General features: G+C 55.6%; 24 protein-coding genes. 5 read left to right on the forward strand and 19 right to left on the reverse strand.

Annotated elements, in window-relative coordinates:
* Window positions 1-148: 148 nt before the first annotated feature.
* The 3 genes from Q1K29_RS15870 to Q1K29_RS15880 all read right to left on the reverse strand — a co-directional run bounded on the left by Q1K29_RS15870 (window position 149) and on the right by Q1K29_RS15880 (window position 3082).
* Window positions 149-844 carry a copper resistance protein B gene (locus Q1K29_RS15870; RefSeq protein WP_084396441.1) on the reverse strand — a complete coding sequence of 232 codons (696 nt, stop codon included), beginning with the start codon at window positions 842-844 and terminating at the stop codon, window positions 149-151.
* A 24-nt stretch (window positions 845-868) separates the two neighbouring features.
* The gene (locus tag Q1K29_RS15875; RefSeq protein ID WP_119405118.1) at window positions 869-2467 is read right to left on the reverse strand and encodes a copper resistance system multicopper oxidase; all 1599 of its coding nucleotides are present in this window, start codon (window positions 2465-2467) and stop codon (window positions 869-871) included.
* Window positions 2468-2602: 135 nt separating this feature from the next.
* Window positions 2603-3082, reverse strand: a complete 480-nt coding sequence (locus Q1K29_RS15880; RefSeq protein ID WP_084396440.1) for a hypothetical protein — start codon at window positions 3080-3082, stop codon at window positions 2603-2605.
* Window positions 3083-3608: 526 nt separating this feature from the next.
* Here Q1K29_RS15880 and Q1K29_RS15885 point away from each other — a divergent pair.
* Both Q1K29_RS15885 and Q1K29_RS15890 read left to right on the forward strand, forming a co-directional pair.
* Entirely contained in the window at window positions 3609-4043 is a 435-nt protein-coding gene (locus Q1K29_RS15885; RefSeq protein ID WP_084396439.1) for a periplasmic heavy metal sensor, read from the forward strand.
* 10 nt (window positions 4044-4053) lie between these two features.
* Complete coding sequence (locus Q1K29_RS15890; RefSeq protein ID WP_143435289.1) at window positions 4054-4623, forward strand: sigma-70 family RNA polymerase sigma factor; 570 nt, start codon at window positions 4054-4056, stop codon at window positions 4621-4623.
* Here Q1K29_RS15890 and Q1K29_RS15895 read toward each other — a convergent pair.
* Entirely contained in the window at window positions 4620-5528 is a 909-nt protein-coding gene (locus Q1K29_RS15895; RefSeq protein ID WP_084396437.1) for a DMT family transporter, read from the reverse strand. The two genes, Q1K29_RS15890 and Q1K29_RS15895, sit on opposite strands and share 4 nt — an antisense overlap.
* 126 nt (window positions 5529-5654) lie before the next feature.
* On the opposite strand from Q1K29_RS15895, the gene Q1K29_RS15900 reads away from it, so the two are divergent.
* The 3 genes from Q1K29_RS15900 to Q1K29_RS15910 all read left to right on the forward strand — a co-directional run bounded on the left by Q1K29_RS15900 (window position 5655) and on the right by Q1K29_RS15910 (window position 7507).
* Window positions 5655-6113 carry a hypothetical protein gene (locus tag Q1K29_RS15900; RefSeq protein WP_300269613.1) on the forward strand — a complete coding sequence of 153 codons (459 nt, stop codon included), beginning with the start codon at window positions 5655-5657 and terminating at the stop codon, window positions 6111-6113.
* Window positions 6114-6417: 304 nt separating this feature from the next.
* Entirely contained in the window at window positions 6418-6972 is a 555-nt protein-coding gene (gene petA, locus Q1K29_RS15905) for a ubiquinol-cytochrome c reductase iron-sulfur subunit (RefSeq protein ID WP_084396435.1), read from the forward strand.
* 40 nt (window positions 6973-7012) lie between these two features.
* Entirely contained in the window at window positions 7013-7507 is a 495-nt protein-coding gene (locus Q1K29_RS15910; RefSeq protein WP_119377452.1) for a hypothetical protein, read from the forward strand.
* Between the two features lie 11 nt (window positions 7508-7518).
* Here Q1K29_RS15910 and Q1K29_RS15915 read toward each other — a convergent pair whose 3' ends face one another.
* From Q1K29_RS15915 to Q1K29_RS15980, 15 genes are all read right to left on the reverse strand, one after another.
* A complete protein-coding gene (locus tag Q1K29_RS15915) occupies window positions 7519-8520 on the reverse strand; it encodes a hypothetical protein (RefSeq protein ID WP_147372883.1) in 1002 nt (333 codons plus the stop codon).
* 101 nt (window positions 8521-8621) lie between these two features.
* Window positions 8622-10046: a hypothetical protein gene (locus tag Q1K29_RS15920; protein ID WP_119377450.1), complete on the reverse strand. Its 1425-nt coding sequence runs from the start codon at window positions 10044-10046 to the stop codon at window positions 8622-8624.
* Window positions 10047-10049: 3 nt separating this feature from the next.
* Window positions 10050-10856, reverse strand: a complete 807-nt coding sequence (locus tag Q1K29_RS15925; protein WP_119377449.1) for an outer membrane lipoprotein-sorting protein — start codon at window positions 10854-10856, stop codon at window positions 10050-10052.
* Complete coding sequence (locus tag Q1K29_RS15930) at window positions 10853-13261, reverse strand: MMPL family transporter (protein ID WP_119405114.1); 2409 nt, start codon at window positions 13259-13261, stop codon at window positions 10853-10855. The genes Q1K29_RS15925 and Q1K29_RS15930 overlap by 4 nt, the downstream gene beginning before the upstream one ends.
* Window positions 13261-13926 (reverse strand): isoprenylcysteine carboxylmethyltransferase family protein, encoded by a 666-nt coding sequence (locus Q1K29_RS15935; RefSeq protein WP_084398723.1) that lies wholly within the window; start codon window positions 13924-13926, stop codon window positions 13261-13263. The genes Q1K29_RS15930 and Q1K29_RS15935 overlap by 1 nt, the downstream gene beginning before the upstream one ends.
* Entirely contained in the window at window positions 13923-14201 is a 279-nt protein-coding gene (locus Q1K29_RS18515; RefSeq protein ID WP_084398724.1) for a DUF2933 domain-containing protein, read from the reverse strand. The genes Q1K29_RS15935 and Q1K29_RS18515 overlap by 4 nt, the downstream gene beginning before the upstream one ends.
* 267 nt (window positions 14202-14468) lie before the next feature.
* Window positions 14469-16418, reverse strand: a complete 1950-nt coding sequence (locus Q1K29_RS15945; protein WP_119377446.1) for a copper-translocating P-type ATPase — start codon at window positions 16416-16418, stop codon at window positions 14469-14471.
* 123 nt (window positions 16419-16541) lie between these two features.
* On the reverse strand, window positions 16542-16751 hold the full coding sequence (locus Q1K29_RS18520; protein ID WP_300269627.1) for a YHS domain-containing protein: 210 nt from the start codon (window positions 16749-16751) through the stop codon (window positions 16542-16544).
* A gap of 11 nt (window positions 16752-16762) precedes the next feature.
* Window positions 16763-17551 (reverse strand): enoyl-ACP reductase FabI, encoded by a 789-nt coding sequence (gene fabI / locus Q1K29_RS15950; protein WP_084398726.1) that lies wholly within the window; start codon window positions 17549-17551, stop codon window positions 16763-16765.
* A 117-nt stretch (window positions 17552-17668) separates the two neighbouring features.
* Window positions 17669-18859: an acetyl-CoA C-acetyltransferase gene (locus Q1K29_RS15955; RefSeq protein ID WP_084398738.1), complete on the reverse strand. Its 1191-nt coding sequence runs from the start codon at window positions 18857-18859 to the stop codon at window positions 17669-17671.
* Window positions 18846-19910, reverse strand: coding sequence for a bifunctional enoyl-CoA hydratase/phosphate acetyltransferase (locus Q1K29_RS15960; RefSeq protein ID WP_119405113.1), 1065 nt, complete (start codon window positions 19908-19910; stop codon window positions 18846-18848). Before Q1K29_RS15960 ends, Q1K29_RS15955 begins: the two co-directional genes overlap by 14 nt.
* Complete coding sequence (locus Q1K29_RS15965; RefSeq protein WP_119377444.1) at window positions 19907-21142, reverse strand: acetate/propionate family kinase; 1236 nt, start codon at window positions 21140-21142, stop codon at window positions 19907-19909. The genes Q1K29_RS15960 and Q1K29_RS15965 overlap by 4 nt, the downstream gene beginning before the upstream one ends.
* Window positions 21139-22782, reverse strand: coding sequence for a DUF3141 domain-containing protein (locus tag Q1K29_RS15970; RefSeq protein ID WP_233349723.1), 1644 nt, complete (start codon window positions 22780-22782; stop codon window positions 21139-21141). Before Q1K29_RS15970 ends, Q1K29_RS15965 begins: the two co-directional genes overlap by 4 nt.
* 221 nt (window positions 22783-23003) lie before the next feature.
* The gene (locus Q1K29_RS15975) at window positions 23004-23156 is read right to left on the reverse strand and encodes a hypothetical protein (protein ID WP_158085701.1); all 153 of its coding nucleotides are present in this window, start codon (window positions 23154-23156) and stop codon (window positions 23004-23006) included.
* A 125-nt stretch (window positions 23157-23281) separates the two neighbouring features.
* On the reverse strand, window positions 23282-23911 hold the full coding sequence (locus tag Q1K29_RS15980) for a sigma-70 family RNA polymerase sigma factor (RefSeq protein ID WP_119405112.1): 630 nt from the start codon (window positions 23909-23911) through the stop codon (window positions 23282-23284).
* Window positions 23912-24083 lie beyond the last annotated feature (172 nt).

A 24083-nucleotide genomic window follows, 5' to 3' on the forward strand; every position in this document is an offset into this window, starting at 1 on the left:
ACTATGAAAGGGTCAGACTCTCGAAATAAACGAGGGAGCCGAAGGGCTCAGGTCAAGGCCCGCATCCTTCGATGCGGGCCTTAGCTTCCGTCTGCTGATTGATTGCCGGTCCGGAGTCGCCAATAGAAACGCTGCCTCCTAAGAATCGCTAGAACATGGTTCGCAAGCCGACTTTAAAAACGGTGTCATCCGCGCTGCCGGTTTCCAATCGTTGAAAGTCAGCGGTGTCGCCATAGGCTTCTTCATAGGCAAGCTCGACATAAGGTGCGAATTCACGGGTGAATTCATAGCGCAATTGAGCGCTATATTCCGCCGTCGCTAATCCCGAACCAATCTGCCGGGACGGATCGTCTTCGGCATAGAAATCTAGCGCAATGCCGGGTTCGAGGATCAGGCGTTGCGTGAACAAAAGTTCGCCCGTGGCTTCAAATCGGGCGCTGACATCGCCACTCGAAGAGACAAAGGCGGCGGCATCAACTTCGAAGAAGTAGGGCGCAAGACCTTGCAGCCCTATAACGCCATAGGTCTCGCCTTTAGGCTCAAGGTCGTAGCGCACACCAATCTGCGCATCCCAGAATTTTGAAATGTAGCGTGAATACAGCGCTTGGACCTCGGCGTCCTCGAAGTCGCCATCGGCAAACTCACCTTCAGTCTTCCACCAAAAGCGATTATAATCACCGCCGACCCAGCCTTGGGCATCAAAGGCACCGACGGTTTCATCATCAATCTCGGCAATATCGGCTTCGATCAACGTGTAATTGTAGACCGGGTCACCTTCGGTTGCGAGGGCCGGCAGGGCGGTCGCCATGGCGAGCGCACCCACGATCAGGAAATTGGGTTTCATCTGTTTTATCCTTATGGGTGTTTGTTATTGAGCGCCGCCAATGACGTCGACTTGCCGGAACATGCCGGTCGCGGCGTGCTGGAGAATGTGGCAGTGGAAGGCCCAGGATCCGGTGGCATCGACGGTTACATCGGCGGAGATAGTTTCACCTGGCCGGATCGTGATCGTGTGCTTGCGGGGCGCCATGTCGCCCTCGCCATTCACCAGATCCATCCACAATCCATGCAGGTGCATCGGGTGCTCCATCATGGTTTCATTCTTGAATGTGATACGAACGCGTTCGCCGTAATTAAACTCCAGCGGGCCGGCGTCACCGAACTTCACGTCGTTAATCGACCAGAAATACCGTTCCATGTTCCCTGTGAGACGAAGCTCGACCTCGCGATCTGGAGCTCGCCGGTCCGTATATGGCGTGAGCGCGCGGAGATCGTCATAGGTGAGGACTTTCTGTCCTTGCTCCATCGCAGGCATTTCGCCATGTCCGCTATGGGCGTCTCCACTCATGTCCATGGTCATCTCATCCATGCCGGTAGCTTCACCATCAGCCATCGCGCCGTGGCTGGCATGGCCTTCGCCCATCGCTGCCATTGTCAGCTCTGGCCGGGGCCCAAGTTCCGGGATCGCCGCTTCGGCGCCGGGTGTCTCGCTGAGTGTGCCGCGGGCATATCCTGATCGGTCCTTTGCAGCGGCGAAGATCGTATATGATTGTCCCGCCTCAGGCTCGACGATAACGTCGAAGGTTTCAGCGATAGCGATCGGGAACTCATCAACCGAGACTGGCTCGATGTTCTGACCATCGGCCTGGACCACTGTCATTTTGAGTCCCGGAATCTTGACGTCGAAATAGGTCATGGCGGCAGCATTGATGAACCGGAGACGGACTTTCTCGCCCGGTTCGAAAAGACCGCTCCAATTGTCTTCAGGCGTTTCACCGTTCACCAGAAACGAGTAGCCGGTAATGTCGACAATGTCGGTTGGATCCATGCGCATCCGGCCCCACGCCAGTCGCTCCTGGATGACGTCGGTCTTTTCGCCGCCATCAGCATTTGTCCAATCACGCCAGAGGTCGAAAACGGTTCGGCGATTGTAATTGTAATAGTTCGAGCGCTTCTTGAGATTGGCGAGCGCTTTGTAGGGACTGTCGTTCAGCCAGTCGGCGAGAATGATCACATGCTCGCGATCATACTCGAAGGGGTCCGGCTGTGCCGGTTCGATTATGATGGGCGCGAAGACGCCCTCCTGTTCCTGCAGCGCAGAGTGTCCATGGTACCAGTAGGTGCCTGACTGGTTGGCGGTGAAGTTGTAAGTGTAGGTCTCGCCCGGCGCGATGCCGTCAAAACTGATCCCCGGAACGCCATCCATACCAGCGTCCAGGATAATCCCATGCCAGTGAAGCGAGGTATCTACATCGAGTGTATTGGTGACATTGATGGTGACGTCTTCGCCTTCACGCAGTCGCAGTAGAGGGCCAGGGCTCGTCCCGTTGATGCTGACGCCGGTCAGCGTCTTGCCATCGACCGTCCGTTCAAACTGGTCGATCTCCAGATTATAAACGTCTGCGAGTGCGGCGGGCGCGATCAAGCTGCTTGTCGCGATGAGCAGTCCGGCGAGTTTGGAACGCATGATGTTCTCCTTATTGCGTTGGACGCCGCTGGAATATTGGGGGAGGAATAGGCGTCGTTGTCGGATGGTTACGCGGCCAGACCGGGCACCCCTTATGCCCCCTTGGGGTATGAGGTGCGACACTTTAGCGAACCGTCACCGACGCATCGCGCTTTTCAGCCAGGCAAAGATCAGACTGGGGATGATCAGCCACTGCAAGAGCGGCGACAGCCCGGTGTTGAGCGGTCCGATCGTCGGCATTGCTTCGCGGTAGGCCCAGCTTTCGCGGATCGAAATATTCAGCCATTCGCTGAACACTGTATAGGTCAGTCCGATCAGGAGGCTTAAACCTGCGACTCGCCAATAGTTTTTGTCTGGCCATCCACGGCGCCCCGCGATGAGCCAGGCGAGCGATAGCGAAGACCCGGCGATTAGGACATCGCCAAATGTGCAGTGAGCAATCGCGAATGCGATCTCGGCGCGTGTCCCATCAATCCAGATCGTGTAAAGCGGCGCGTGGGCGATTTCCCAGATCAAGTTTGCGACCGCGATAATCAGAATGTAGGCGAAAAAGAACTGTAACAACCGCCAGTTTGGAGCTGTGGTTGGTTTCGGGATGTCCAGTTCTTGCGTCATTGGCGTCTCTTGCGAAAATGCGATCAGATTGCCAATTTCTACGTGTCGACAGGTATCATCCCTCACATGCAGATCGGCATTGTCAGGCGCGCGATCGGTGCATATTGACTTTAATCAATGTTTTTAAGGGAGCGCGATAGCCGCTGCGTATATGACAATACGTAGTCCTCCCTAAATTTGCTTCTCGAAAGGAGAGTGCCATGAAAAATGACCTAGACGCGCTCATCAAAGATCTGAAGGCGGCGCCCCTTGATCGCGACCTTCACAATCTCGAAGCCGAGGTTTGGGAGCGGATTGACGCGCGCAACCCAGCCGGACACCCAGCTTCGCCCGCAGCGATTGCCACAGACAGACGCCTTTTTGCGACACCGGCAGTAAGTCGAACCGCGGCGGTTGCGCTTGCCGTTGCAATCGGCCTTTTGGTCGGATTGTTCGGGGCGCCCAGCCAGTCATCGCCGAGCGATTTTTCGGTCTTCTCTGTTGACGCCCCATATGCCCCTTCCGGGCTTCTGAGGTAAGAGGAGTAATGAAACTAGAACACTGGATCATTGTCGTTTTCCTAGCCCTGTGCGCGGGCATGACCGGCGTGTTTGTCGCTGGAAACTGGTCTGTAACGCATCCGGTCGAAACAGCTTCTGGTTTGCATGAGCTGGTCCATCACGACTTGGATCTCTCAGCGGATCAGGAAGCAGAACTCGAGCTAATCGAACACCGTTTCGCGGCCAGAAAGGCTGAGCTGGAACAAAAGCTTCGCGCGGCCAACTTGGCACTTGCTGGCGCTATGGAGGCCGACAAATCCTATTCGCCCGCTGTTCAGGCGGCGATCGATGATTTCCACACAGCCATGGGGGAGCTGCAAAAAGTCACTATCGAGCATGTGTTTGAGATGCGCGAGATCCTTACCGAGGAACAAGCGATCGTCTTTGACGCAGAAGTCGTTCGAGCACTGACGGAGCTTTAGACATATACACGTGCACAACACAGAGCGAACAGATGCAGAGCTTGCTGTAGCCGCAGCGGGGGGCGAGGAACGCGCTTTCACCGAGCTTATGCGCCGTTACAAGGAACCGCTCTACCGCTACGTTCAACGCTCGATGCGTGGCAATGAAGACGCCTATGATGTGCTGCAGGAAGCCTTTACCGCAGCCTGGCGTTCGATTGACCGTTATGACCCGTCGCGGAAGTTCTCGACCTGGATCTACCACATTGCGCTCAACAAAGTTCGTGATCATGGCCGTAAACGCGCCGTGCGAAGCTTTTTCTTTCAAGCAGCACCTCTGGAGAGCCCGGATCGGCCCGATATCGCGGACCACTCGCAAAATGTTCAAGACGATTATGAGCACCGCGATGAGCTCAACCGTGTCTCGAAAATGGTGGACGCGCTGCCAGATAAGTTGAGGCAGGCCTTTACGCTGCAGGTCCTTCAAGACATGCCCCAAAGTGAAGTGGCCGAAATACTTAGTGTCTCCATCAAGGCGGTGGAAACACGGGTCTACCGCGCCCGGAAAATCTTGCAGGAACAGGTCGAAAAGCTCGATTAGGCTTCTTTTTTAGCAGACATTAGCGGCGACGTTTCGGACCTCGGGCGCGATGCGAGATAGATCCCGATGGCAGCGAGCGCGCCGCCGCCAATGACATTTATCGTCAGTGGCTCTGAGAAGAATAGCGCGCCAATCGAAACGCCAATGATCGGAACGAGAAAACTAAATGCGGCCGCCTTGGATACATCCAGCGACTGCAAAGTCACCTGCCATAACCAATAGGCCAGCGCCGTCCCGGGCAGGGCGAGTCCAAGAAGTGAAATTATGAATTGCGCCGACCAGTCGATGGCCGTTGGGGATTCGGTCGCGAACGCCAAAATTGAGATCGGGATCGCTCCAACCAAAAGCTGTAACCCCATCGCCATCGCCGCATCGACGCGCATCGCTAATGACTTAATGGCGATGTTACCTACAGCGACGCCGCTCGTCGCCATAATTACCAGGACCAGACCGAAGGCTGTTGACCCCCCGCCCGAGGCCAGTACGCGCGGTATGGCGATGAGCGCCACGCCGCCGACGCCGAGGCAAAGCCCAAACCAGCCAATCGGTCCAAGACGTTCGCGCAGAAACACGACAGCGAGCACGGCGGCGATCAACGGCTGGAGACTTTCTATCACGGTCGCAAGACCAGGTGATACAAACTCCGCGGCGTGAAACATCCCGAAGTAGCCAATGCCGGTCATTCCAAGACCAGCAAGCGTGATCCAGCCCCAAACGGTCCACCCGCGAGGCAACGCGGCTCGGCGCAGAGCGGCGACACCTATTAAAACACTACCAGCCAGAACAGCGCGCAGGGCTGCAAAGGTCAGGTGAGGTGCATAAGCGAGCCCCAGCGTGATGAGCGGATAGCAGGAGGCCCATAAGACCATGACGATGGCTGCGAGAATGCGGGGGCTGACAATCAAACCAGGGCTCCGGTGAAACACTTGAAAGAGTGGAGCCAATTATGAGGGCGCCGCCTGTGTGCTGCGTAATACGTTGCAAGTGCCCAATACCCTTGGGTTCGAACAGTTGTAAAAAGGATACCCCTCATGAAACCGATCTGGATCACCGCCGCCGCTGTTTTTGCTTTGTCGCCTATGGCCTTGGCTCAAGACGGCCACAAGACACATGATCAAAGCGAAACACCTGCCGTTGAGGCGGAGACGGACCCCGCCAGTGCCAAAACCTGCATGGCTGGTCATGAAGGCATGGAAGGTATGGAGGGCTGCATGGCCAATATGGAAGGTAAGATGGCTGAAGGTCATATGATGGATCATGGCGGCGATCACATGATGGGTCGCGACAAACCCATGATGGGCGAGGGCGGCATGGCGATGGACATGGATAAAATGATGGAGCATGGCGCAGATGGCCACCAAATGCATGCCGCATCTGGTGATCATCCAATGTCTGCGGAAGACTGCGAGGCCAAACATGAAGCTATGGGCCATGATCCAGCTGAGCACTGCCCAATGATGACGGGCGAGGAGGAGGTTGCCACAGAATAAGGCGTGTTCGGGTGTCGTTCTTCGGCGCCGCCGCCTTGGTCCCGGGCCTTCGCACTACGTCCCCCCCAACTGTGAAAGCCCGGACCAAAAATTGTTCGCTTCGACGAACAATGAAGCAGAATGAGATTAGCCCTCCCCTCTCGCTCGATCTCGCTCTGAACTTGCCGCGTCCCATGCTCCCCCCAAAGCCAATATGGGGCGCGGCAATATATTCATCGCTGCATGGGACGCCGCAGCTGCACCTGTAATGGACACAGCGTGCCCGGCGTCTGTTCCAATGATGAGAATTTCAGGGAGTATTTTTATGTCAGACTCCGTTCCCACAGAAGTTGAACGACGTGATTTTATCTTTATTGCGACGACTGCCGCCGCAGCTATTGGAACGGGACTGGCGGCCTGGCCGCTTGTCGATCAAATGAATCCGGCGAGCGACACACGCGCGTCGAGTTCCTTGGATGTCGACGTTTCGAAGATTCCGGTCGGTGGCGAAATCCGGGTTTTGATCGGCGGTAAGCCGTTTTTTATTCGCCGACGCACTGAAGCGGAGATCGCCGCTGCCAACGCCGTTAATTTCGACCGATTGCCAGACCCGGAAACAGATGATGCCCGTCTTAGGCCCCGCCGTGATGGCACGCTCAACCCCGCTATATTGATTACATCGGGCGTCTGTACGCATCTTGGCTGTGTGCCTGTAGGCCCAAATCAGGGCGCGGTCGGAGATTATGGCGGGTGGTACTGCCCCTGCCATGGATCGCACTATGACATTTCCGGGCGGATCAGAAAGGGACCGGCACCGCTGAATCTGCCTGTCCCAGACTATGTCTATCTGACTGATGATTTAGTGACGATCTCGATTTGAGAAACCGAGTTGGAGCGCTTGGCACCAAGAGCGACAGACAATGAAACGCCAATTGGAAAACTCACACCTGATCGTCTTTCTTGTACTTTGCCTGCTTGCCCTGACGGGCTTGAGTCTTTCAGGGACGGCCCGTAGCGGCGGCGATGCCAACCAATTTCACGGCGAGCTGCAACGCGCTGATCTGGCGGCAGGACCTGCCGATGGCGCTGAACTTCATCCCGGCAGATCCTACGTGTTCATCGTGAAGTTCAAAGCGGATGAGGGATTAGCTGAAATTCTTGCGCTTTACCGCCCCCAGCGCGAGCGCGCTGTTCAGGCATTCGGCGTTTGGGCGCGAGACAAATCAGCGTTTCGCGGATTGGCGCTGGATCGAGTCGCATACTCTGGTGAAGCGCTGCTGATTTACGACCCTCGCATGGATGACAGAATACCACGCCCAACGCTCGACGAAATATCACAGCAGCTCAATGCTTCGCCATTCGTGAGATACGCGGACCTTGATTCCATCGTGCAGGCCCGGTCGAAGGCATGCTAAAAAAATTGCACTCAAGAGTTGGGTGACTGATTGTGGGTGCCATGCTCGCACCAGATGCAGTCGCAATTTTCATGGGTGCAGCTGGGGTCTGCGAGCGGCGCTCGAAAACGGCGCCGCGCCAGAGGGAATAGAAGACGTTTTAGAGTTGACGGGCGGTATGCTCGCCTGAGGGCCTCGCCTGTGTCGGCGCGGGCAAGGTGTCCAAGCATGAAATCGATTCCGCGACGCCCAGTGATATTGAACAAGAAGCGATTGACCACGCCAGTTCTAAGCGTTGGCTGGAGCGTTTTCCGCCAAGCCTGTCTATAGCTGGTTCCATGGATCATGCTTTCAGCGGCCAATCGACCTGACCGAATAGCGTAGCGCAATCCGAAGCCGGCCAGTGCATCCTGGAAGCCGGCATGTTCACCGATCACGGGATATCCGCCCTGCAGCGCCGTGCGGAGCAAGCGGGTGTTACCGAAGCCGCCAAACGGCTGAGGGTTCTTCATACACAATCCGGCATGACGCTCGAAGAACGCTAATGTCTCGGAAAGGTGTGATGCCTGGTCGCGAAAGCCCGTAAACATGCAGCTTGCCACTGTCCCTCGTCCCCGATGCACAAGCAAATAGGCGTACCCTTTTGGCGCTAGCGCAGGGTCCAATGCGAGCCAAGCGCCATCCGCCATATCCGTATCGAAGATCTTTCCGACTGCAATAATGTCGGCGCGCCGCGGCCCTCCAGCAAGCACCATCTCGCCGGATGTTTGTGTTACGCGGTCATTGAAGCGAACCTCCACGCCAGCCGCGAGGGCTTGTTCGAGAAGCGCGCGGTCCAAACTGCCGTCTGCGCGACCTCGCCTCAGCAAGTAGAACAAAGGCCGTGCGCCATGCACGCGACGAGGCTTGGTCTGGCTGTCGAAAACAACGCCTTGCCTTACGCCGCAGTGTTCGAAACTTGTATTAATACCTGCTGAGACAAGCTCGTCGAGCACGTCTTGTGGATCACGGGGCTGGATCACGGGCTCCAACATGCGCCATCCCGCGCGCACCGCCGCCCGCGAGGACGAGTCCAAATGATCTATTAGACCTCGCTCTCTGAGCCTCTTGGCTATCGTCATGAATGTGCGGCGCTTTAGAAGCCATAGCGAGCGGCAACAAAAATGTTTGAATTGCTTTGGAGCTGAGCAAACTGGGTTGTTTGCTGCGCGCCATAGAGGATGTTGGAACCGGCCTCCAGGGTTAGGTTATCGGTGATACTCCAGTTGAGGTTCGCGCGAATATACCCATCTTGATCTGTTGATGAGAACGCTGCGAAGATTGTAGCGGTCACTTGATTCTCAGGCCAGACCTTTCGAGCGCGGAGCGTCACAACCTGTCTTGTTTTATCTGGGCGCAGAGCCGCGACAGGTATCGATTGCGTGAGAGCACCGTAATCAATTGTCTGTTCCAAGTAGACTTGAACTGCACCGGTAAAGTCCTTCGCCAATTCACGTTCATACCCCAAAAGGAACCGAACCTGGGAATTTGGAACTGACGGTTCGTCACCGCTTGGGTCTTCTGTGCTGTTATAGTAGGCGACTTCTAAATTGGCGATACCACCCTTCGCTGGGCCGCGTATGCTGCCTCCATATGATGTCAGCGTGTTGTGTCGCAGCGCAGATTCATTTGACGAAAATCCAAGCGGGCTTTTCCAAAAGCCGCTATAAAAATACAACGCGCCTTCATAGGCACCAATTGTTTGGTAGATGCGCGCAGCCAATTCGTCGTCCTGAAATACATCAGCAGGTCGTGTGCTTTCTATTATGGATCTATTCCCAGTGACTTGAGTTTGAAATGGGTTAAAAACGCTTAGTCTTGCTCCATCCGCAAATCGATCGGAATCGAATTGCGGCGAATAGACAATATCGAGATTAGCGATATCACCGAACAGAGAAACCTTCACCGCATCCGAAGGTGCCTTCAAATAGGCGTCGGGGCGCCCGATGAAAAATGAGTTATAATCTTTCGGGAAGAGATCGTTGAGGAATAAATATTCCCCAGTACCCCAAGTTAATATCTGCCGGCCCGCTTTGATATCGATCCAAGATAATGGACGCCAAAGCACGTTCGCCTCGCGTAAATCGACAAATCCTTCACCCGTATTCAAATCAGGCGTATTCGAATCACTGATTGCATCGGCGAGAATATCGACCGCAACTGTTGCGGTAATATTACTCCAGCGTCGGACCGCCTTCAGTTGTAGCCGCGTTTCTGCGAGCGAAAGCTGTTCTTGATCGATCGGGTCGCGCAACCTGGTACCAAGGCGCGTGTCAATAAACGCGCTTGGACGCCAATCTGGTTTTGTCGCGGCTACCTCGGTAGCAGAGTCAGCCTTCGGCGGTTCTTTAAGGTCGAGATTGATCAATCCTTCAGGCAAGTCCGGCTCTGATTGAGTTCGGGCAGCGTCTCTCTCAGTTTCGATTGGAGGCTTCAACCCCTCTGGTAGCGGCGGCACCGCACCGGCTCGCGAAGTCAAGGCTAAGAGGAAGCCTATTAGAAAGATCGTACGGAGTGACATTTCTTAATTCTCGCCGAAGAACTGCCGCGGTGGATTTCTTAAATATCGTTCCGTGAAGATGTCGTCGCTAAGATCAATGTCGTAATGAATGTCACTATAGGTAAGTGTTGTCCGCCCTCCATCCGCGAGGTCTTTCATCGTTGCACGTGTTACAGTTGGAAACCCTTGAATGGTTTCAACCGCCTCTGCCGTGTACTCGCGGTATTTTGAATGGTCAGACTGATAATATTCGACTTGGACGGGTAAGTAGCTTTCTTTGTGGATGTAGGAAATATAATAGGCAAATTCCACGCGATTTGGATCTTTTGGTGTGCTCTTTAAGATATAATAGGTTTCAGTTGTATCTTGGACAACGTGTGTATCTTCCTCAGCGCTTCGCCCAGATACGTCTTCATAGAAAAAGTCAGATCCAACAAAGCTTGATCTCTCGTCTCCAGCCGCAATTCGGCGCACCAGATCCAGCGCTGGTAAATATAGCCAGCGATCATCATCTGCTTGTGGATGTTTCCAAACCAAAAATACAGTATCGCGAACGTCGCTAGGCGCACGAAAGTAGACAAAGAATCGCTGATCGCCTGATTCAGAATTATCGTTGATTTCGTCTTTGCGTAGGATCGTGATATCCCTCGATCTCGTACGTCCCTGTTTGTCGATGATTTGCATAGAGACACGCGCACGGCCATCTTCGCCCTGATAAAATGCAGTCTTTTCCGCTTGTCGTGCGATGTCATTCGCATCGGTATTCTGCGCATGGGCTGGTGGTCCGAAAGCGCTTACAATAATCAAGAAGACCAGAGCGGCTTTATTCATTCTGTTATCCTTTCGCGGTGAAAGAGTGGTTTTTGGAAAACAGAAATCAGAGCTGGCAAGAGGATCAGGCTCGCCGCGCCTGCGAGGATCAGGATGCTTGAAATCAAGATGCCAACTGTTTGATAGGGAACAAGATTTGCAGCCAACAATGGGAGGAAACCAACTCCGACGACGATGACATTTCGAGAAATCGCCCGGCTCGGCTCCTCGAACATCTCTCGAAGCGTTGGTTCCCATGCTTGCTGTCTTCGGAAAATTTCTCGTGTCCTAGCGAGGAAGTGAATTGCATAGTCTACGGCTAACCCGAGTGACAACGAAGAAAGTACGGCGGTTGGCATATCATAGTCCATACCGGCCCATCCAACCGCGCCGTAGATCGTTGCGACGGTAAGGGCGAGCGGAATCATTGCCATAATTCCCCAGCTCAAAGATCGGAACAGAAGCGAAGTGAGTATCAAGACAACTATGAAGCTCCCCAGAAACGCTTTGAGCATGCCGGTCACCATCTCATCTTGCCAGACGAGATTGATATAAGTCAGTCCAAACCATTCGGACGCTAAGGTGCGCGGTGGAGGGTTGCGGTTCAGGTAGTCACCGACAAGTTTCTCCACTTGCGCCATGTCTGTATTGTCGCCGCTTTTGAGCTGAAACCACAAAACGGCATCTTGGAAGTCTGGCGTGACGAAAGTCCAAATATCATCTGGGCGATGTGAGTTCTCGTACATGAGCAGGGTTTGCGCGATCGCAGGCCTGGTATCGGGAATACGGTAAGCTGCAGGATCATTGTATAGTTCACGATAGACCGTCGATACAATATCATACAATCCAGAAACCTTGCCGATGACGTTACTCTCAGCCTCAAGATCAGCGCTCATTTTGGCAATATAGCGAAGCGTCTCTGGAGCCTTGAAAGGCTCATCGTTGACGGCACTATCAGAACTGAGATGCAAGTAGGCCATATAACTACCAGCGAACTCTTCATTAATGATGCGATCAGCCACGCGGATCTGGTCTGACGTCTCAAACCATTTGATCGGGTTGTCATTGACACTGATATTCACAATCCCAATGCCAGCCCACACGACCAGCGCGAGGCTTAATACAATAATGGACTTGGCGCGGTGACCGGCAAAAGGGCCTGCTGTTCGTAAAAACCGTCCAAGCCAGCTTTGATCACGAATTGCGCGCTCAGATGTCTGGAGCGCGCCGAAATCTGCCAACGCCTTGTCTGGCAGGCTCATAAAATAGGCCGGTAAAAGTGTGACTGTGAAAAACCAGGCAACAAACACACCGATTGCCACAAACAATCCAAAGACCTGAACGGGCGGGATCGGTGTCAACATGAGCGAGGCGAACCCCACCGCCGTTGTCAGCGTCGTATACCACATCGGGCGCCAAAGGTCCGCCATAACTTCATTTACAATCTCCAGTCGATCGCGTTCGGGCGTATATTTATCATAGAAATCAGACAGGATATGAATGTCATCGAGCACCGCAATTGGGATGATAAATATCGGGATCATCGAGCTCATGATGTGAATGGTTTGTCCTGACAGAACGAGCAAAGCCATTGTGCAGATCACAGAAGCCATCGCCGCAAGGAGTGAGATCAGAATGATCCGTACGTGACCAAAGAAGAGCCACAAAAGTCCGAAAACAAAAAGCATGGCCAGCGGTGCAGATACGGCCATCTGGAAGAACATTTCAGAGCCAAACCGGTCTTCGGCAACGGGCAACCCAGTAATATGATAAACTGCGCCGGTGTTTTCGAACGTATCTATCAGTTCTTGTAGATCCTGCGCCACGGCGTGGGATATACTTTTTTCGCTTAACGGATAGTAGAGCGCCAACGCCGCTCCATCGTCCGAGATCATCGTACCCTTGTACATAGGGATTTTGAGCATTCGATCACGGATGAGCGCGGCCTCTTGATCGGTTGAGGGGGCGGTTTTCATCAGCCAGGTGAACGAAACAGCTCCCAAACTTTCCGTTTCAATATTATCGACGGTCGAGGGCGCAATAATGTCTGAGGCTATGACGTTCGCAAACGTCCCAGCCCTTTGTTCGTAGCTTAGCGTTTTGGCATAGTCTGTCAGAGTTTTTACGTTGGCGAGATCCTTGGCGTTAAAAACGCCTTGAGGGTGCGTTTCGTTGAGAACGCCAACCACGACAAAATCATAAATATCAAAGACTGTTTTAAGCTCACCATTGCGTACGCGCACCGTCGCATCCGCAGGCAGCATGTTTTCCGGATCGGTGTCGATGGTCAGTGGTTTCAAAAATGGCAGAGCGCCGGGCATGACGCTCGGTGCAAGCGCCAAGGTTGTTAGTATAAACGCAAAGGCCAAACTGAACACAAAGAATCCTTTGCGCCTTTTCGCTGCTGCTTTGGACAGCCAGAGCATCAGCTTTCGTTCTCGACCACGGCTAGCGTTCCCCAACGCGGCCAGAAGCGCGGAGTGACCGCGGCGTAGGCGCGATACTCGCCGCCGAATGCGGCTTCGGCGTCCTTCTCCTCTTTCAGAGCGAGACGGACATACATGAAGACAAGAACCGGGAACATGATCAGGGTTAGGATGGTCGGCCATTGCAGCAGGAAACCAAACATGATCAGCACGAAGCCGGCATATTGCGGGTGGCGCATGCGGGCATAAATGCCGGTTTTGGCGAGCTTGCCGCTGCGCAGCGCCCCGTGCAGGATCGGCCACCCCCATGACAGAACGCTGAAGCCCAGCAAAATGAAGCCGAGGCTTGCGAAGTGGAATGGGCCAAAATGCGGATTGCCTTGCCAGCCGAAAATCATCTCCCAGAAATGCCCTGAGTCATGGGCGAACCAATTGACATCAGGAAACTGCGATTCAAGCCACGGAGAGAGGAAGTAAATCGAAAGCGGGAATCCATACATCTCGGTAAAAAGAGCGATCACAAAAGCGCTGAACGCTCCAAATGACGTCCAGTCTTTTGACTTGGATGGTTTGGCGAAACTGAACGCGAAAATGATAAAGATGGCAGAGTTCAGGATCACCAGAAACCAGAGGCCATATTCAGAATGGGCCATGTTCTCATTCATCGCCTTGTCCTCCAGTCATCTTCCTCATCGAGTTGGGAAGGGCGCCGATCTCCATGGCTTCCGTGGCCTCCATGGCCGCCCATCGCGCTATGCATGAAGAGGTGCATCACGCCGCAAAGAAGCAGGAAGCCAACAAGGAAGACCGCATCAGCGGGAATGTGAGCGCGGTGTTCATAGAATAAAAGAAACCCGATCGCTCCGGCGAAGACCAAAAGCGGCAGCCAAAACCGGCTGCCTTTTGGCTGATGGTCGTCATGATCAGAATGGTTGTGCACGGCGATTGCTCCTATGGCGGGATCAGAACGGACGGGATCCGCGGGTTGACGATGATGGGTTTGTTACGCGGCTCCGGCCTGAAGGCCTCAAACCGGTTAGTTGCGCCGCAAAAATAAAAACGATCAGCAGCCAGTCTTGCCAGCTCAAATGCCCGGCATGATCCAGGACCAGGACCAGGACCAGGACCAGGAGCAGGAGGGCTCCGATGCTGAGCGCTCTGAGGCAGAGCGTCAAAAATCCGAAACCCGGAACAAAACCTCGCACTGTCATGTCGACACCCGGGATCGAGACAGTTTGAGGAGTTGGGCGTTGATGGCGCAGATCACGGTGCTCGCCGACATGAACACCGCCCCAAGCGCGGGTGTGAGGATTACGCCCCAGGGGAAAAACACGCCCGCTGCCGCTGGAATGGCGAACGTGTTGTAGCCGGTCGCCCAAGCGAGGTTTTGCATCATTTTATTATAGGTCGCGCGAGCGAGTTCAATGATCGCTACGACATCTGACGGGCTGGACCGGACAAGAATAATGTCGGCGGTTTCGATCGCGACATCCGTGCCAGCACCGATTGCGATCCCGACATTCGCTTGAGCCAGCGCCGGCGCATCGTTCACACCGTCACCGGTCATCGCCACGATCAGACCGCGGGACTGAACCTCTCGGACTTTAGCGGCTTTTTCTTCCGGCAATACTTCGGCAATCACTTCGTCGAGGCCGATTTCCTGGCCGACCCATTCCGCCACCTGTTGATTGTCGCCAGTGAGCATGATGCACTGAATGCCCATGGCCTGAAGCATGAGGATGGCTTTAGCGGATTCCTCACGAATGATATCGGCCAGCGCGATTGCGCCAGCGAGCTTGTCATCAATGAGCACGAAGACGACTGTCTTGCCCTGCGCGCTCAGGGTTTCGAACCGGGGATCATCCATTTCAAGACCCTGGTCGCGCAAATAGCCGGGGCTGACGACTTTCACGTCGCGGTCCTTAACGAGGCCTTCTGCACCTTTGCCAGGGATCGCCTTAAACTTGTCGACACCCCATGCCTGCGGCGCATCGCGAACGATCCCCTGGGCGATTGGGTGTTCAGAATGAGCTTCAATAGACGCCGCGTAGGCGACGATATCGCTCTCAGTGAATGTCGTATCAAAAACAAGCGTATCGGTGATCCCAAACTCGCCCTTGGTCAGCGTGCCGGTTTTGTCGAAAATGATGGCATTGATGTTGCGCGCTTCTTCGAATGCCGTCCGATCCCGAATGAGCAATCCATTGGTGGCCGCGATCGCGGTCGAGCGCGCAACCACAAGCGGCACAGCCAAACCAAGCGCGTGCGGGCAGGCGATGACCATCACGGTAACGGCGCGCGCCATAGCAAACCCAAATCCCTGATCGGTGAACAGGGTCCAGAACAAGACGGTCGATAGGCCTCCGCCAAGTGCGATAAAAGTCAGCCACTTGGCCGCCGTGTTGGCGAGATCCTGGGTTTTGGATTTGCTGGCTTGGGCTTCCTTAACCAGCTTGATGACGCTCGACAGGAAAGTCTCATCACCGGTCTTGTCGACCCGGATTGTTAGCGAACCTTCGCCATTGATTGATCCGCCGATCACTTCGGTCTCCACGGTCTTGAAAATCGGCTTGGACTCGCCGGTGAGCATGGATTCATTGAGAGACGACTCGCCCCTGACAATGATCCCGTCAGCTGGGACTTTCTCGCCTGGCTTGATCAGAAGATGTTCGCCGCCTTTCAGCGTCGAAACGGACACATCGATTACGCTGCCGTCATCCGCCACCAGGTGGGCTTCATCCGGCATCAGGCTTGCAAGTTTTTCCAAGGCGCGCCCAGCGCCAAGCACCGATTTCATCTCGATCCAGTGCCCGAGCAACATCACCGCAATCAGGGTTGCGAGCTCCCAAAAAAAGGTCTCATCACTGCCGATTGCGACCATGCCGATGGAATAGGCGTAAGCAGCCGTAATCGCGACCGAAATCAGCGTCATCATACCGATGTCGCGGGCGGTGATCTCTTGCAAAAACCCTTTCAGGAACGGCCAACCGCCATAGAAGAAAACAAGACTTGAAAGCCCTGCCAGCACATAACGGTCACCCGGAAACCGCAAGGCATCTTCGAGGCCAAGCCAGCCTTGGATCATCGGCGCCAAAGCGAGGATGGGGATCGTGGCCACCAGCACAACCCAAAACCGCCGGCGATAATCGGCAATCATGCCTTCATGGTCGTGGCCGCCATGCGGGTCCGTTTTTTTCTGTCCGTGACCGGCATGAGGCGCGTGGCGAGAGGGGGGGGCGTGGGTGGAGTGATCCATGGTGGAGGGTCTTTGTCTGCTAAGTCATGCTTTGCGGGATGGGTGAGAGGCGTCGCTCGGCGCGCTGAAGGCGGCGGGAATGCGCGCGTCTGCATAGCGTTCGGGATTTAGTTTGAAAGCTGTGTGGCAACGGTTAGAGCAAAAGAAATAGGCCCATCCACCATATTCCTCTGACGCGTGAGCGTTTTCGAGGGGGATCGTGTTGCGGCAAACAGGGTCTTCTACGGTCATCATCGTTTCTCTTCTCAATGAAAAATCATGCCATCGATATGGAACCCGGCATCGACATGAACGATTTCACCGGTCACGCCGCTGGACAGATCGCTGGCCAAAAACAAAGCCGCTTTTCCGACTTCGCTGGCATCGATTGTTCGTCGCAGCGGTGATTTGGCTGCGGCCTCGTTTAGCAATTCTTCGAAATGGGTGAGGCCAGACGCGGCTCTTGTCGCAACGGGTCCGGCGGAAATGGCATTGACGCGGATGCCGGCGGGTCCGAGCTCATGGGCAAGGTAGCGTACAGCGCTTTCAAGCGCAGCTTTGACCGGGCCCATGACATTATAGTGATCAACGACTTTTTCTGAGCCATAGAAACTGAGCGTGATCAGAGAGCCGCCGCGTCGCATTAATGGTTCAGCCCGCCGCGCCATATGAAGGAGCGAATAGCAAGACACCGTCATGGCGGCTGCGAAACCGTCGGCCGAACAGTCTGTCAAACGCCCCTGAAGATCAGATTTTGGCGCACTTGCAATCCCGTGAAAGACAAGATCAAGCCGATCCCATTTTGCTGCGACCGCGTCGAAGACAGCGTCCAGCGATCCAGGTTTGGTGACATCGCATTCGAGAATGAGATCTGCATCTGCCTTTCTCGCTAAAGGTTCAACATGCGGGCGAGCCTTCTCGTTCAAATAGGTGATCGCCAGGCGCGCGCCTGCACCGCGAAGGGACGTGGCCGCCGCCCAGGCCAGACTATCACTATTCGCAATGCCGACAATCAGTGCGGTTTTTCCGCGAAGATCACAATCGGGTGTGCTCACATCCAGCTCCTTGCAGAATAATACGCAGCCAAAGCCGCCGTCCCTCACGGAGGCAATCGTGAGAGACGGCGTTCCCTGTTAACCGGCGTCGGGGCAGTTGGGGGGAGATGCGCCGGGTCAGGATGGGATACGTTCGAGCGCGAGCGCGACGCCCTGTCCGCCGCCAATGCAGAGGGTGACGATGCCGCGCTTAAGATTGTCTCGTTGCATGGCATGGATCAGCCGTACGGACAGAACAGCGCCCGTCGCGCCGATTGGATGGCCATGTGCAATGGCGCCGCCCTCGACATTCACTATGTCCTCGGAGAATCCCAGCTCGCCGACCAAAGCGACGGCAATGGCCGCGAAGGCCTCGTTAATTTCGACCCGTTCCACCGATGCAAGTGGCCAGGCGGCCCGCTCCAATGCCTGTTTCACAGCAGGTACAGGACCAAGGCCGAACAGTCCGGGTTCGACGGCGCCGACGCCCATGCCGGCAATCCGGACCGCAGGCTGCAGCTGGTTTGTCTCTGCCCAGGCCCGGTCAGCAACGATCATTGCAGCAGCGCCCGCGTTCAATCCGGGAGCATTCCCGGCTGTGATCGTTCCATGCTCTCGGAAGGCCGGCTTCAGATGCGCAAGACTGTCTAGAGTCGTATCCGGGCGATTGTGCTCGTCCCGATCGAATACCGAAATCCCTTTACGGGTTTTCATCTCAACGGGCACAATCTCGGCGTCGAAAAGACCGTCACTCTGGGCTTTCGAGAACCGGCTTTGCGAACGCAACGCCCAGGCATCCTGAGCGGCACGGCTGATTTGGTTCTGTTCGGCTAAGTCTTCGGTATGCCAGCCGGAATGCTCGCCGGAAAAGGCATCGTTCAGCCCGTCCCTAAGAAGACTGTCAATGAGCGCCCCGTCGCCCAGACGATAGCCGTAACGCGCTTTGCCAAGCAGAAACGGGGCTTGGTCCATATTCTCCATGCCGCCAGCGACGGCGCACGCCGCGTGGCCAAGCATGACGTCTTGCGCGGCGGTTATGACCGCCTGCGCGCCGGATCCGCAGACCCGGTTGACGGTCATCGCGGGGACGTTGACAGGAAGACCCGCACCTATCGCTGCCTGACGCGCCGGGTTCATTCCGGCGCCGGCTTGCAGAACCTGGCCCATAATAACGGTATCGACCCGATCCGGTGCAAGTCCTGCCCGTTCCAGAGCGGCCTTGATCGCTATAGCGCCAAGATCGGACGCCGGGACGTTTTTCAAACTACCGCCAAAGGCGCCGATGGCGGTGCGCACTGGCGCGCAGATAACGGGGTCATGACTTGGCATGAGCGTCTCCATTGAGTGATGTGGGGGAGGTTGGCGTGGGATGGCTGGGCGGGCAGCAGTCCGCTTCCGGTAAAGGTGAGCTGCGCGTTGCGTGCACCGGCCAGACCGGGGCTTTGTCTCGCGTCGCGGATTTGCGGTCCTTTGCGGCTAGGCTAAGGCGCGCCAGCGCCAGACCTGCGAGCCGTGCGTTCACCGGATCGGCACGCGATGGCAAGACGATGGGTGCGTTCAGGCCAAGCACCAGGCCGGCAAGCATCGCGTCAGCCATATATTCCAGATTCTTAGCGAGGATATTGCCAGAAACGAGATCTGGGACGAGTAGAATGTCGGCATCCCCAGCCACAGGCGAGGCAATGCCTTTGATTTCCGCGGCTTTAAGCGAAATTGCGTTGTCAAAGGCGAGCGGTCCGTCAACGACTGCGCCGCGCACCTGACCGCGCAGGGACATGACCGAGAGTGCCGCGGCATCAAGGCTGGAACTGATCAGCGGATTGACAGTCTCAATTGCTGAAAGGATTGCGGCTTTGGGCTGGTCGATACCAATAGAAACCATAAGATCGATAGCGTGCTGCAGGATAGCGGCTTTCGCGCCCAAATCCGGGGCGATGTTGACTGCGGCATCTGTAATCGCAAGCAGTTTCGGATAGGCTGGAATGTCCGCCAGAAAGACATGGCTGACCCGCGCTCCAGGCTGACGCAGACCAGCATTGGCGTTGAGCAGTTCTTTTAGCAAGACGTCGGTATGGATCAGGCCTTTCATGGCGGCATGCGTGCTGCCCGATTTCAGTAAACCGGCTGCGCGTTGGGCTGCTTCTGCCTCATTCCAGGCGGGCAAGACCTGATCGGGATGGAATGTGAGATTTGCCGCCTCGGCTTCGGCCTTGATCGCATCAGGGTCGCCGATCAGGATTGGATGGATCCAGCCGCGCTTAACGGCTTCGTCGACCGAGAGTAGGACGTCTCGTTGCGCCGCACAGACAATGGCGACCTTCACGGGCGGTCCTGAGTCGGCAGCGGTCTTGAGGTCGGCAAAATCTCGAAAACCAGTCATGAGACCCGGCGCTCTATCTGCACTGGGGTGGCTTCAAGCATCGCGCGTCCGTAACGGGCGATCATCATCGCCTCGTCAGTGTGAACCGTTTCGACAATCACCGAACTGTCCGGCTTTGAAATACACGTTTCACCCAGATCATTTGCTCGGGTGTCAAAATTTATTCCATAGAGATCGCTAAGTGGCTCGCAGATGGCGGCGCGGATCGAGGGCGCGTGTTCGCCAACGCCGCCGGTAAAGATGATCCGGTCAACACCGCCCATGGCGGTGATCAGTGCGCCAGCTTGCTTGCGAGCTTGATAGGCAAATTGCGCAAGCGCGTCGCTCGCGCGCGGGTCGTCTGTTTTGAGCAGAGTTTTTACATCACCGCTCAGACCCGAAAGCCCAAGCAAGCCTGCGCCATGATAAAGCTGGTCGTGCAAGACTGATGGGGCCCAGCCTTTTTCCAGTATGAGGTATAAGAGCAGCCCGGGATCGACATCGCCGCTTCGGGTCGCCATGGGCAGTCCCGCAAGCGCCGAAAATCCCGTGCTTGTATCTATGGTTTGGCCATTCTCGATTGAGGCCATACTTGCGCCCGCACCGAGATGCGCAACCAGCAGACGTTGCCTGGACATCGCCTCACCGGCGCGGGCGGCAAGATCTGAGACAATAAATGCGTAGGAGAGGCCATGAAAGCCGAACCGGCGGACATATCTGTCTTCCATCGCAGGCGGCAGTCCTGTGCGTTGGGCCGCGATCGGCATGTCTGCATGAAAGCCCGTATCAAAACAGGCATATTGCATCGCATTCGGTAAACGCAGGCGCGTGGCAACGATGCCATCAAGGTTTGCAGGCATATGCAGCGGCGCCAATGGAATCAGTTCGCGCAGATCCGCTTCGACTCTCGGAGTCAGACGCTGGGCCGTTGTGTAGTCGGGACCTCCATGCATAACCCGGTGTCCCACCGCAGAAATGCCGCCGAGATCGACATGAGCGGCCATCTCATGAAAGAAGGTTTCCAGCGCAACGGGGTGGTTGATGCAGCAGGTGCGTTCGTCCCAAAGTGTGTCGCCATAAGCGGTCTCAGCTGACATTCTCGCCTCTGATGCGCCAATGCCGGTGACGGCGCCCGACATTGTCTTGACCACGTCGTTTCCGACCCGGAAGAGCGCGATTTTCAGGCTTGAAGACCCGCTATTGACGGTGAGGACGCGATGACTTTCGCGCTGGGGGGTGTCGAGGGCGCTCATTTCTTTGCCGCCTCGTCCTTTATAGGTTCAGGCAATACGGGCCAGTCATAGAGCCAGCTGAAGGCCAGTTCGGATGCGGCATCGCGAGACTCGCGCATGCGGGTCAGGCCGGTCTCGATCCAGTCGACGCCCATCTTTTCAGCTGTGCGAAAGCGATTGTCCTCATTGACAGCCTTTCGATTGGCGCGAACCATGGGTGCAAACGCGGCGGTCATCGCCATAGCTGGATTGAACCGTTCTGAGAACATGTAGCGTGTCACCCGCATCGGATGAGACCATTTCATAAGCTCTGCTGTGACCGGATTAGACCAGGCGCGCACCCACGGGCTGGCGAAGTTCGAATAAGCCGTCTCCAATTGCGCCGACAGACGCCCGACACGCTCAAATGCCTCAGGCTGGGTTTCGAATACCAGGTCCTCAACCCGGCGGGGTTCAAACCGCACAATGTACTGGTCGTGGTCGCAATCAGGATCGCCGGTCGGATTATCGATCCTCATTTCATAGAGCCCAGGCTCCAGCGCTTCGATATCGGAAAGGTTTTCCAGCATCGCGCGATGTTCGAGGCGCGCGACACTCGCAGATACAAAGATGCCGAGATGCCCGGCATGTTGATTGATCAGATAGACAATGCGTTGATCGGCTGCGATGAGTGCCTCGGTCGTCTCATAAACCGCTGGGATCCAACCAAGTGCCTGATGTGGCGGGGTGATATTGTCGCCATGTGAGGCGAAGATGACGAGAGGATTGCGGATCTGTTTTAAATCAATCTCACAATGGGCCCCGAGTTTCACCAGACCTTTTTCAAGCCGGTTGCCGATAAAGAGGTTTTCGACAATCGCAAGAATCTCTTCGCGGCTCAGGCGGTAGAAGCCGCCCCACCAACGCTCGAAATCCAGGAACCTGTCGGCGGCTGTATCGACGTTTTCAAACAGATCGGCATATTTCCGGAAGATTGCCCCTTCAGGTTTGAGGGTTTCGAAATTCTGGACCAGCCAGGCGCCATCGAACCGGCCATTTCCGAGATCAGACAAGAAGTGATTGATCCAGGCCCCTCCGAGGAATCCTGCCGCAAGCCGCATCGGATTGGCACCGGGTTCACCGGCCCAATAGGAGAGCGGTGACCCGTTCATCACAATCGGTCCGGCAAGGCCTTCGCAATCAGCCGCCAGAAGTGCCGCCGCCCATCCGCCTTGGCAATTGCCATAGAGCACTGGCGCCTCGCCATCATGTCGCTCGGCCACGAGTTCTACAAACTGGCGCAGGCCCGCCAACACATCGGCTAGCGTTTGACCGGAAACAGGGTCAGGCGTGAACACGACGAAGTATACGGGGTAGCCTTCATGTAGAGCGATGCCGACTTCAGAATCGTCTTTGAATCCGCCAATGCCGGGGCCATGACCCGCGCGGGGATCGATAATGATCACGGGTGGTTTGTCTGGATCAAGACAATCGTCGAGGCAGATATCGCCAATCTCGAGTATTTTTAGAAGTTGATAATTGCACGCAGGTTCAAATGTCGCTGCGTCCGCCACGAGCTCATACTTGAACTTCAAGACAGGTGGCATGCCGTCTCGCTCATGGGCGAGCATTGTGTTGGCGCGCTGGCGCAACGCGTCAAAGAACAGAGTTTGTCTCTGCATGAGATCAACCCCATAAGCAGCGGCGTCTGGCAGGCTGGGCCGGGACGAGGCTTGAATGGGCTTTGCGGACTCCGGCCTTGATTGCGCCCGGCGGGCGCTCTTGGACGCTTTCTTTTTGGGATCAGAGCGTTTGGCTTTGCGGGGTTTTTTAGCTGTCATACGTTGATCATCTGGCATGGCTTGAGGCTTTCGCGGTAAGGGGGCGATTGAGAACGAAAGGGTCAGGCTGCGTCACCAGCGCTTTTTAGCGCTGGCATCGATTTTTCCTTGCCTCGGCCCGGCTTCGAGCCGCCTGCGCAACAACAGCCCTTTTTGACGGGCGGTTTGACTTTGGCTTTGGGCGTTTGGACGGCGCTTTTCTTGACACGGTTCATGGCGATCTCCTTCTCTTCAATTTCGTCCTGGCTCGGCGAGCACAAGCAAAAACCGCCTATTGCGGACCTGAAAACAAAGACGCGCGAACCGGAGCGGCGTTACACCCCGCCGCTGCGAAAACGTATCAAGGAACAACCTGGCCCGGAGGTATGGACAAGGCGGTCGCTTCAACGCGTTTTCGCAAGTCTTCAGCGCCCGGACAGGCGCATTGAAAATAGCCGTGTTCGATACAGGTCAGGCAGGTTTGTTCCAGGCGCTGGCGCATGGCCCGGCGTGCGCGGTGAAGTTTCACTCGAAGCGCATTCTCAGACAGGCCGAGATCATGAGCAATCACAGAGCGATCTTCACCGATAAGGTCAGCCCGCCAGATCAGATCCGCGTAGTCGGGATTCAGTGTCGGCAACATTTTGTATAGGCATGCGCAAATAACAAAGTCGATCTCATCATCATCGAACAGGAGGGCAGCCTCTGCCGCATAGGTTTCCAGCGCTTTGTCTGAGCGCGTCATTGCTCGAAAATGATCAGCGATTGTCGAACGAAGAATCTGAGACAACCAGCCTCGAAGCCGGTCTTCATCTTTAAGATCATTAAACCGGGTCAGCGCCTTAACATAGAATTCTTGCAGCACATCCTTGGCATCCGCATCGTTGCGCAATTTTCGCTTCAGAAACCGAAACATGTCCTGATGCGACTCGATGAGCGCAGCTTCAATGGCTCGTTTGCGCCGTTCTGAAGGGCTTGGGTCGGACGTCATATTCGTAAGCGGTTCCACGTATATTGGGGCTTGAGGAGTGTGATACGCACGCCGCCAGAATCGCCCTCAAGCGCGAACGGATTTTCGGTCACTTTTAATATGGCGCTGGGCCCTGAGTGTAATGGTTCAGGGGCCGGGCCGTCTTACCCGTATCAGAGTATGTGGTGAGCGC

It is taken from the genome of Henriciella sp., from assembly GCF_029937755.1.
In the GTDB taxonomy this organism is placed as follows: Bacteria; Pseudomonadota; Alphaproteobacteria; order Caulobacterales; family Hyphomonadaceae; genus Henriciella.

Coding starts and splice junctions, on each gene's coding strand:
- Q1K29_RS15870 (WP_084396441.1), bottom strand. CDS start 844: ATGAAACCCAATTTCCTGATCGTGGGTGCGCTCGCCATGGCGACCGCC.
- Q1K29_RS15875 (WP_119405118.1), bottom strand. CDS start 2,467: ATGCGTTCCAAACTCGCCGGACTGCTCATCGCGACAAGCAGCTTGATC.
- Q1K29_RS15880 (WP_084396440.1), bottom strand. CDS start 3,082: ATGACGCAAGAACTGGACATCCCGAAACCAACCACAGCTCCAAACTGG.
- Q1K29_RS15885 (WP_084396439.1), top strand. CDS start 3,609: ATGAAACTAGAACACTGGATCATTGTCGTTTTCCTAGCCCTGTGCGCG.
- Q1K29_RS15900 (WP_300269613.1), top strand. CDS start 5,655: ATGAAACCGATCTGGATCACCGCCGCCGCTGTTTTTGCTTTGTCGCCT.
- petA (WP_084396435.1), top strand. CDS start 6,418: ATGTCAGACTCCGTTCCCACAGAAGTTGAACGACGTGATTTTATCTTT.
- Q1K29_RS15910 (WP_119377452.1), top strand. CDS start 7,013: ATGAAACGCCAATTGGAAAACTCACACCTGATCGTCTTTCTTGTACTT.
- Q1K29_RS15915 (WP_147372883.1), bottom strand. CDS start 8,520: ATGTTGGAGCCCGTGATCCAGCCCCGTGATCCACAAGACGTGCTCGAC.
- Q1K29_RS15920 (WP_119377450.1), bottom strand. CDS start 10,046: ATGTCACTCCGTACGATCTTTCTAATAGGCTTCCTCTTAGCCTTGACT.
- Q1K29_RS15925 (WP_119377449.1), bottom strand. CDS start 10,856: ATGAATAAAGCCGCTCTGGTCTTCTTGATTATTGTAAGCGCTTTCGGA.
- Q1K29_RS15930 (WP_119405114.1), bottom strand. CDS start 13,261: ATGCTCTGGCTGTCCAAAGCAGCAGCGAAAAGGCGCAAAGGATTCTTT.
- Q1K29_RS15935 (WP_084398723.1), bottom strand. CDS start 13,926: ATGAATGAGAACATGGCCCATTCTGAATATGGCCTCTGGTTTCTGGTG.
- Q1K29_RS15945 (WP_119377446.1), bottom strand. CDS start 16,418: ATGATTGCCGATTATCGCCGGCGGTTTTGGGTTGTGCTGGTGGCCACG.
- Q1K29_RS18520 (WP_300269627.1), bottom strand. CDS start 16,751: ATGATGACCGTAGAAGACCCTGTTTGCCGCAACACGATCCCCCTCGAA.
- Q1K29_RS15955 (WP_084398738.1), bottom strand. CDS start 18,859: ATGCCAAGTCATGACCCCGTTATCTGCGCGCCAGTGCGCACCGCCATC.
- Q1K29_RS15960 (WP_119405113.1), bottom strand. CDS start 19,910: ATGACTGGTTTTCGAGATTTTGCCGACCTCAAGACCGCTGCCGACTCA.
- Q1K29_RS15965 (WP_119377444.1), bottom strand. CDS start 21,142: ATGAGCGCCCTCGACACCCCCCAGCGCGAAAGTCATCGCGTCCTCACC.
- Q1K29_RS15970 (WP_233349723.1), bottom strand. CDS start 22,782: ATGCAGAGACAAACTCTGTTCTTTGACGCGTTGCGCCAGCGCGCCAAC.
- Q1K29_RS15975 (WP_158085701.1), bottom strand. CDS start 23,156: ATGAACCGTGTCAAGAAAAGCGCCGTCCAAACGCCCAAAGCCAAAGTC.
- Q1K29_RS15980 (WP_119405112.1), bottom strand. CDS start 23,911: ATGACGTCCGACCCAAGCCCTTCAGAACGGCGCAAACGAGCCATTGAA.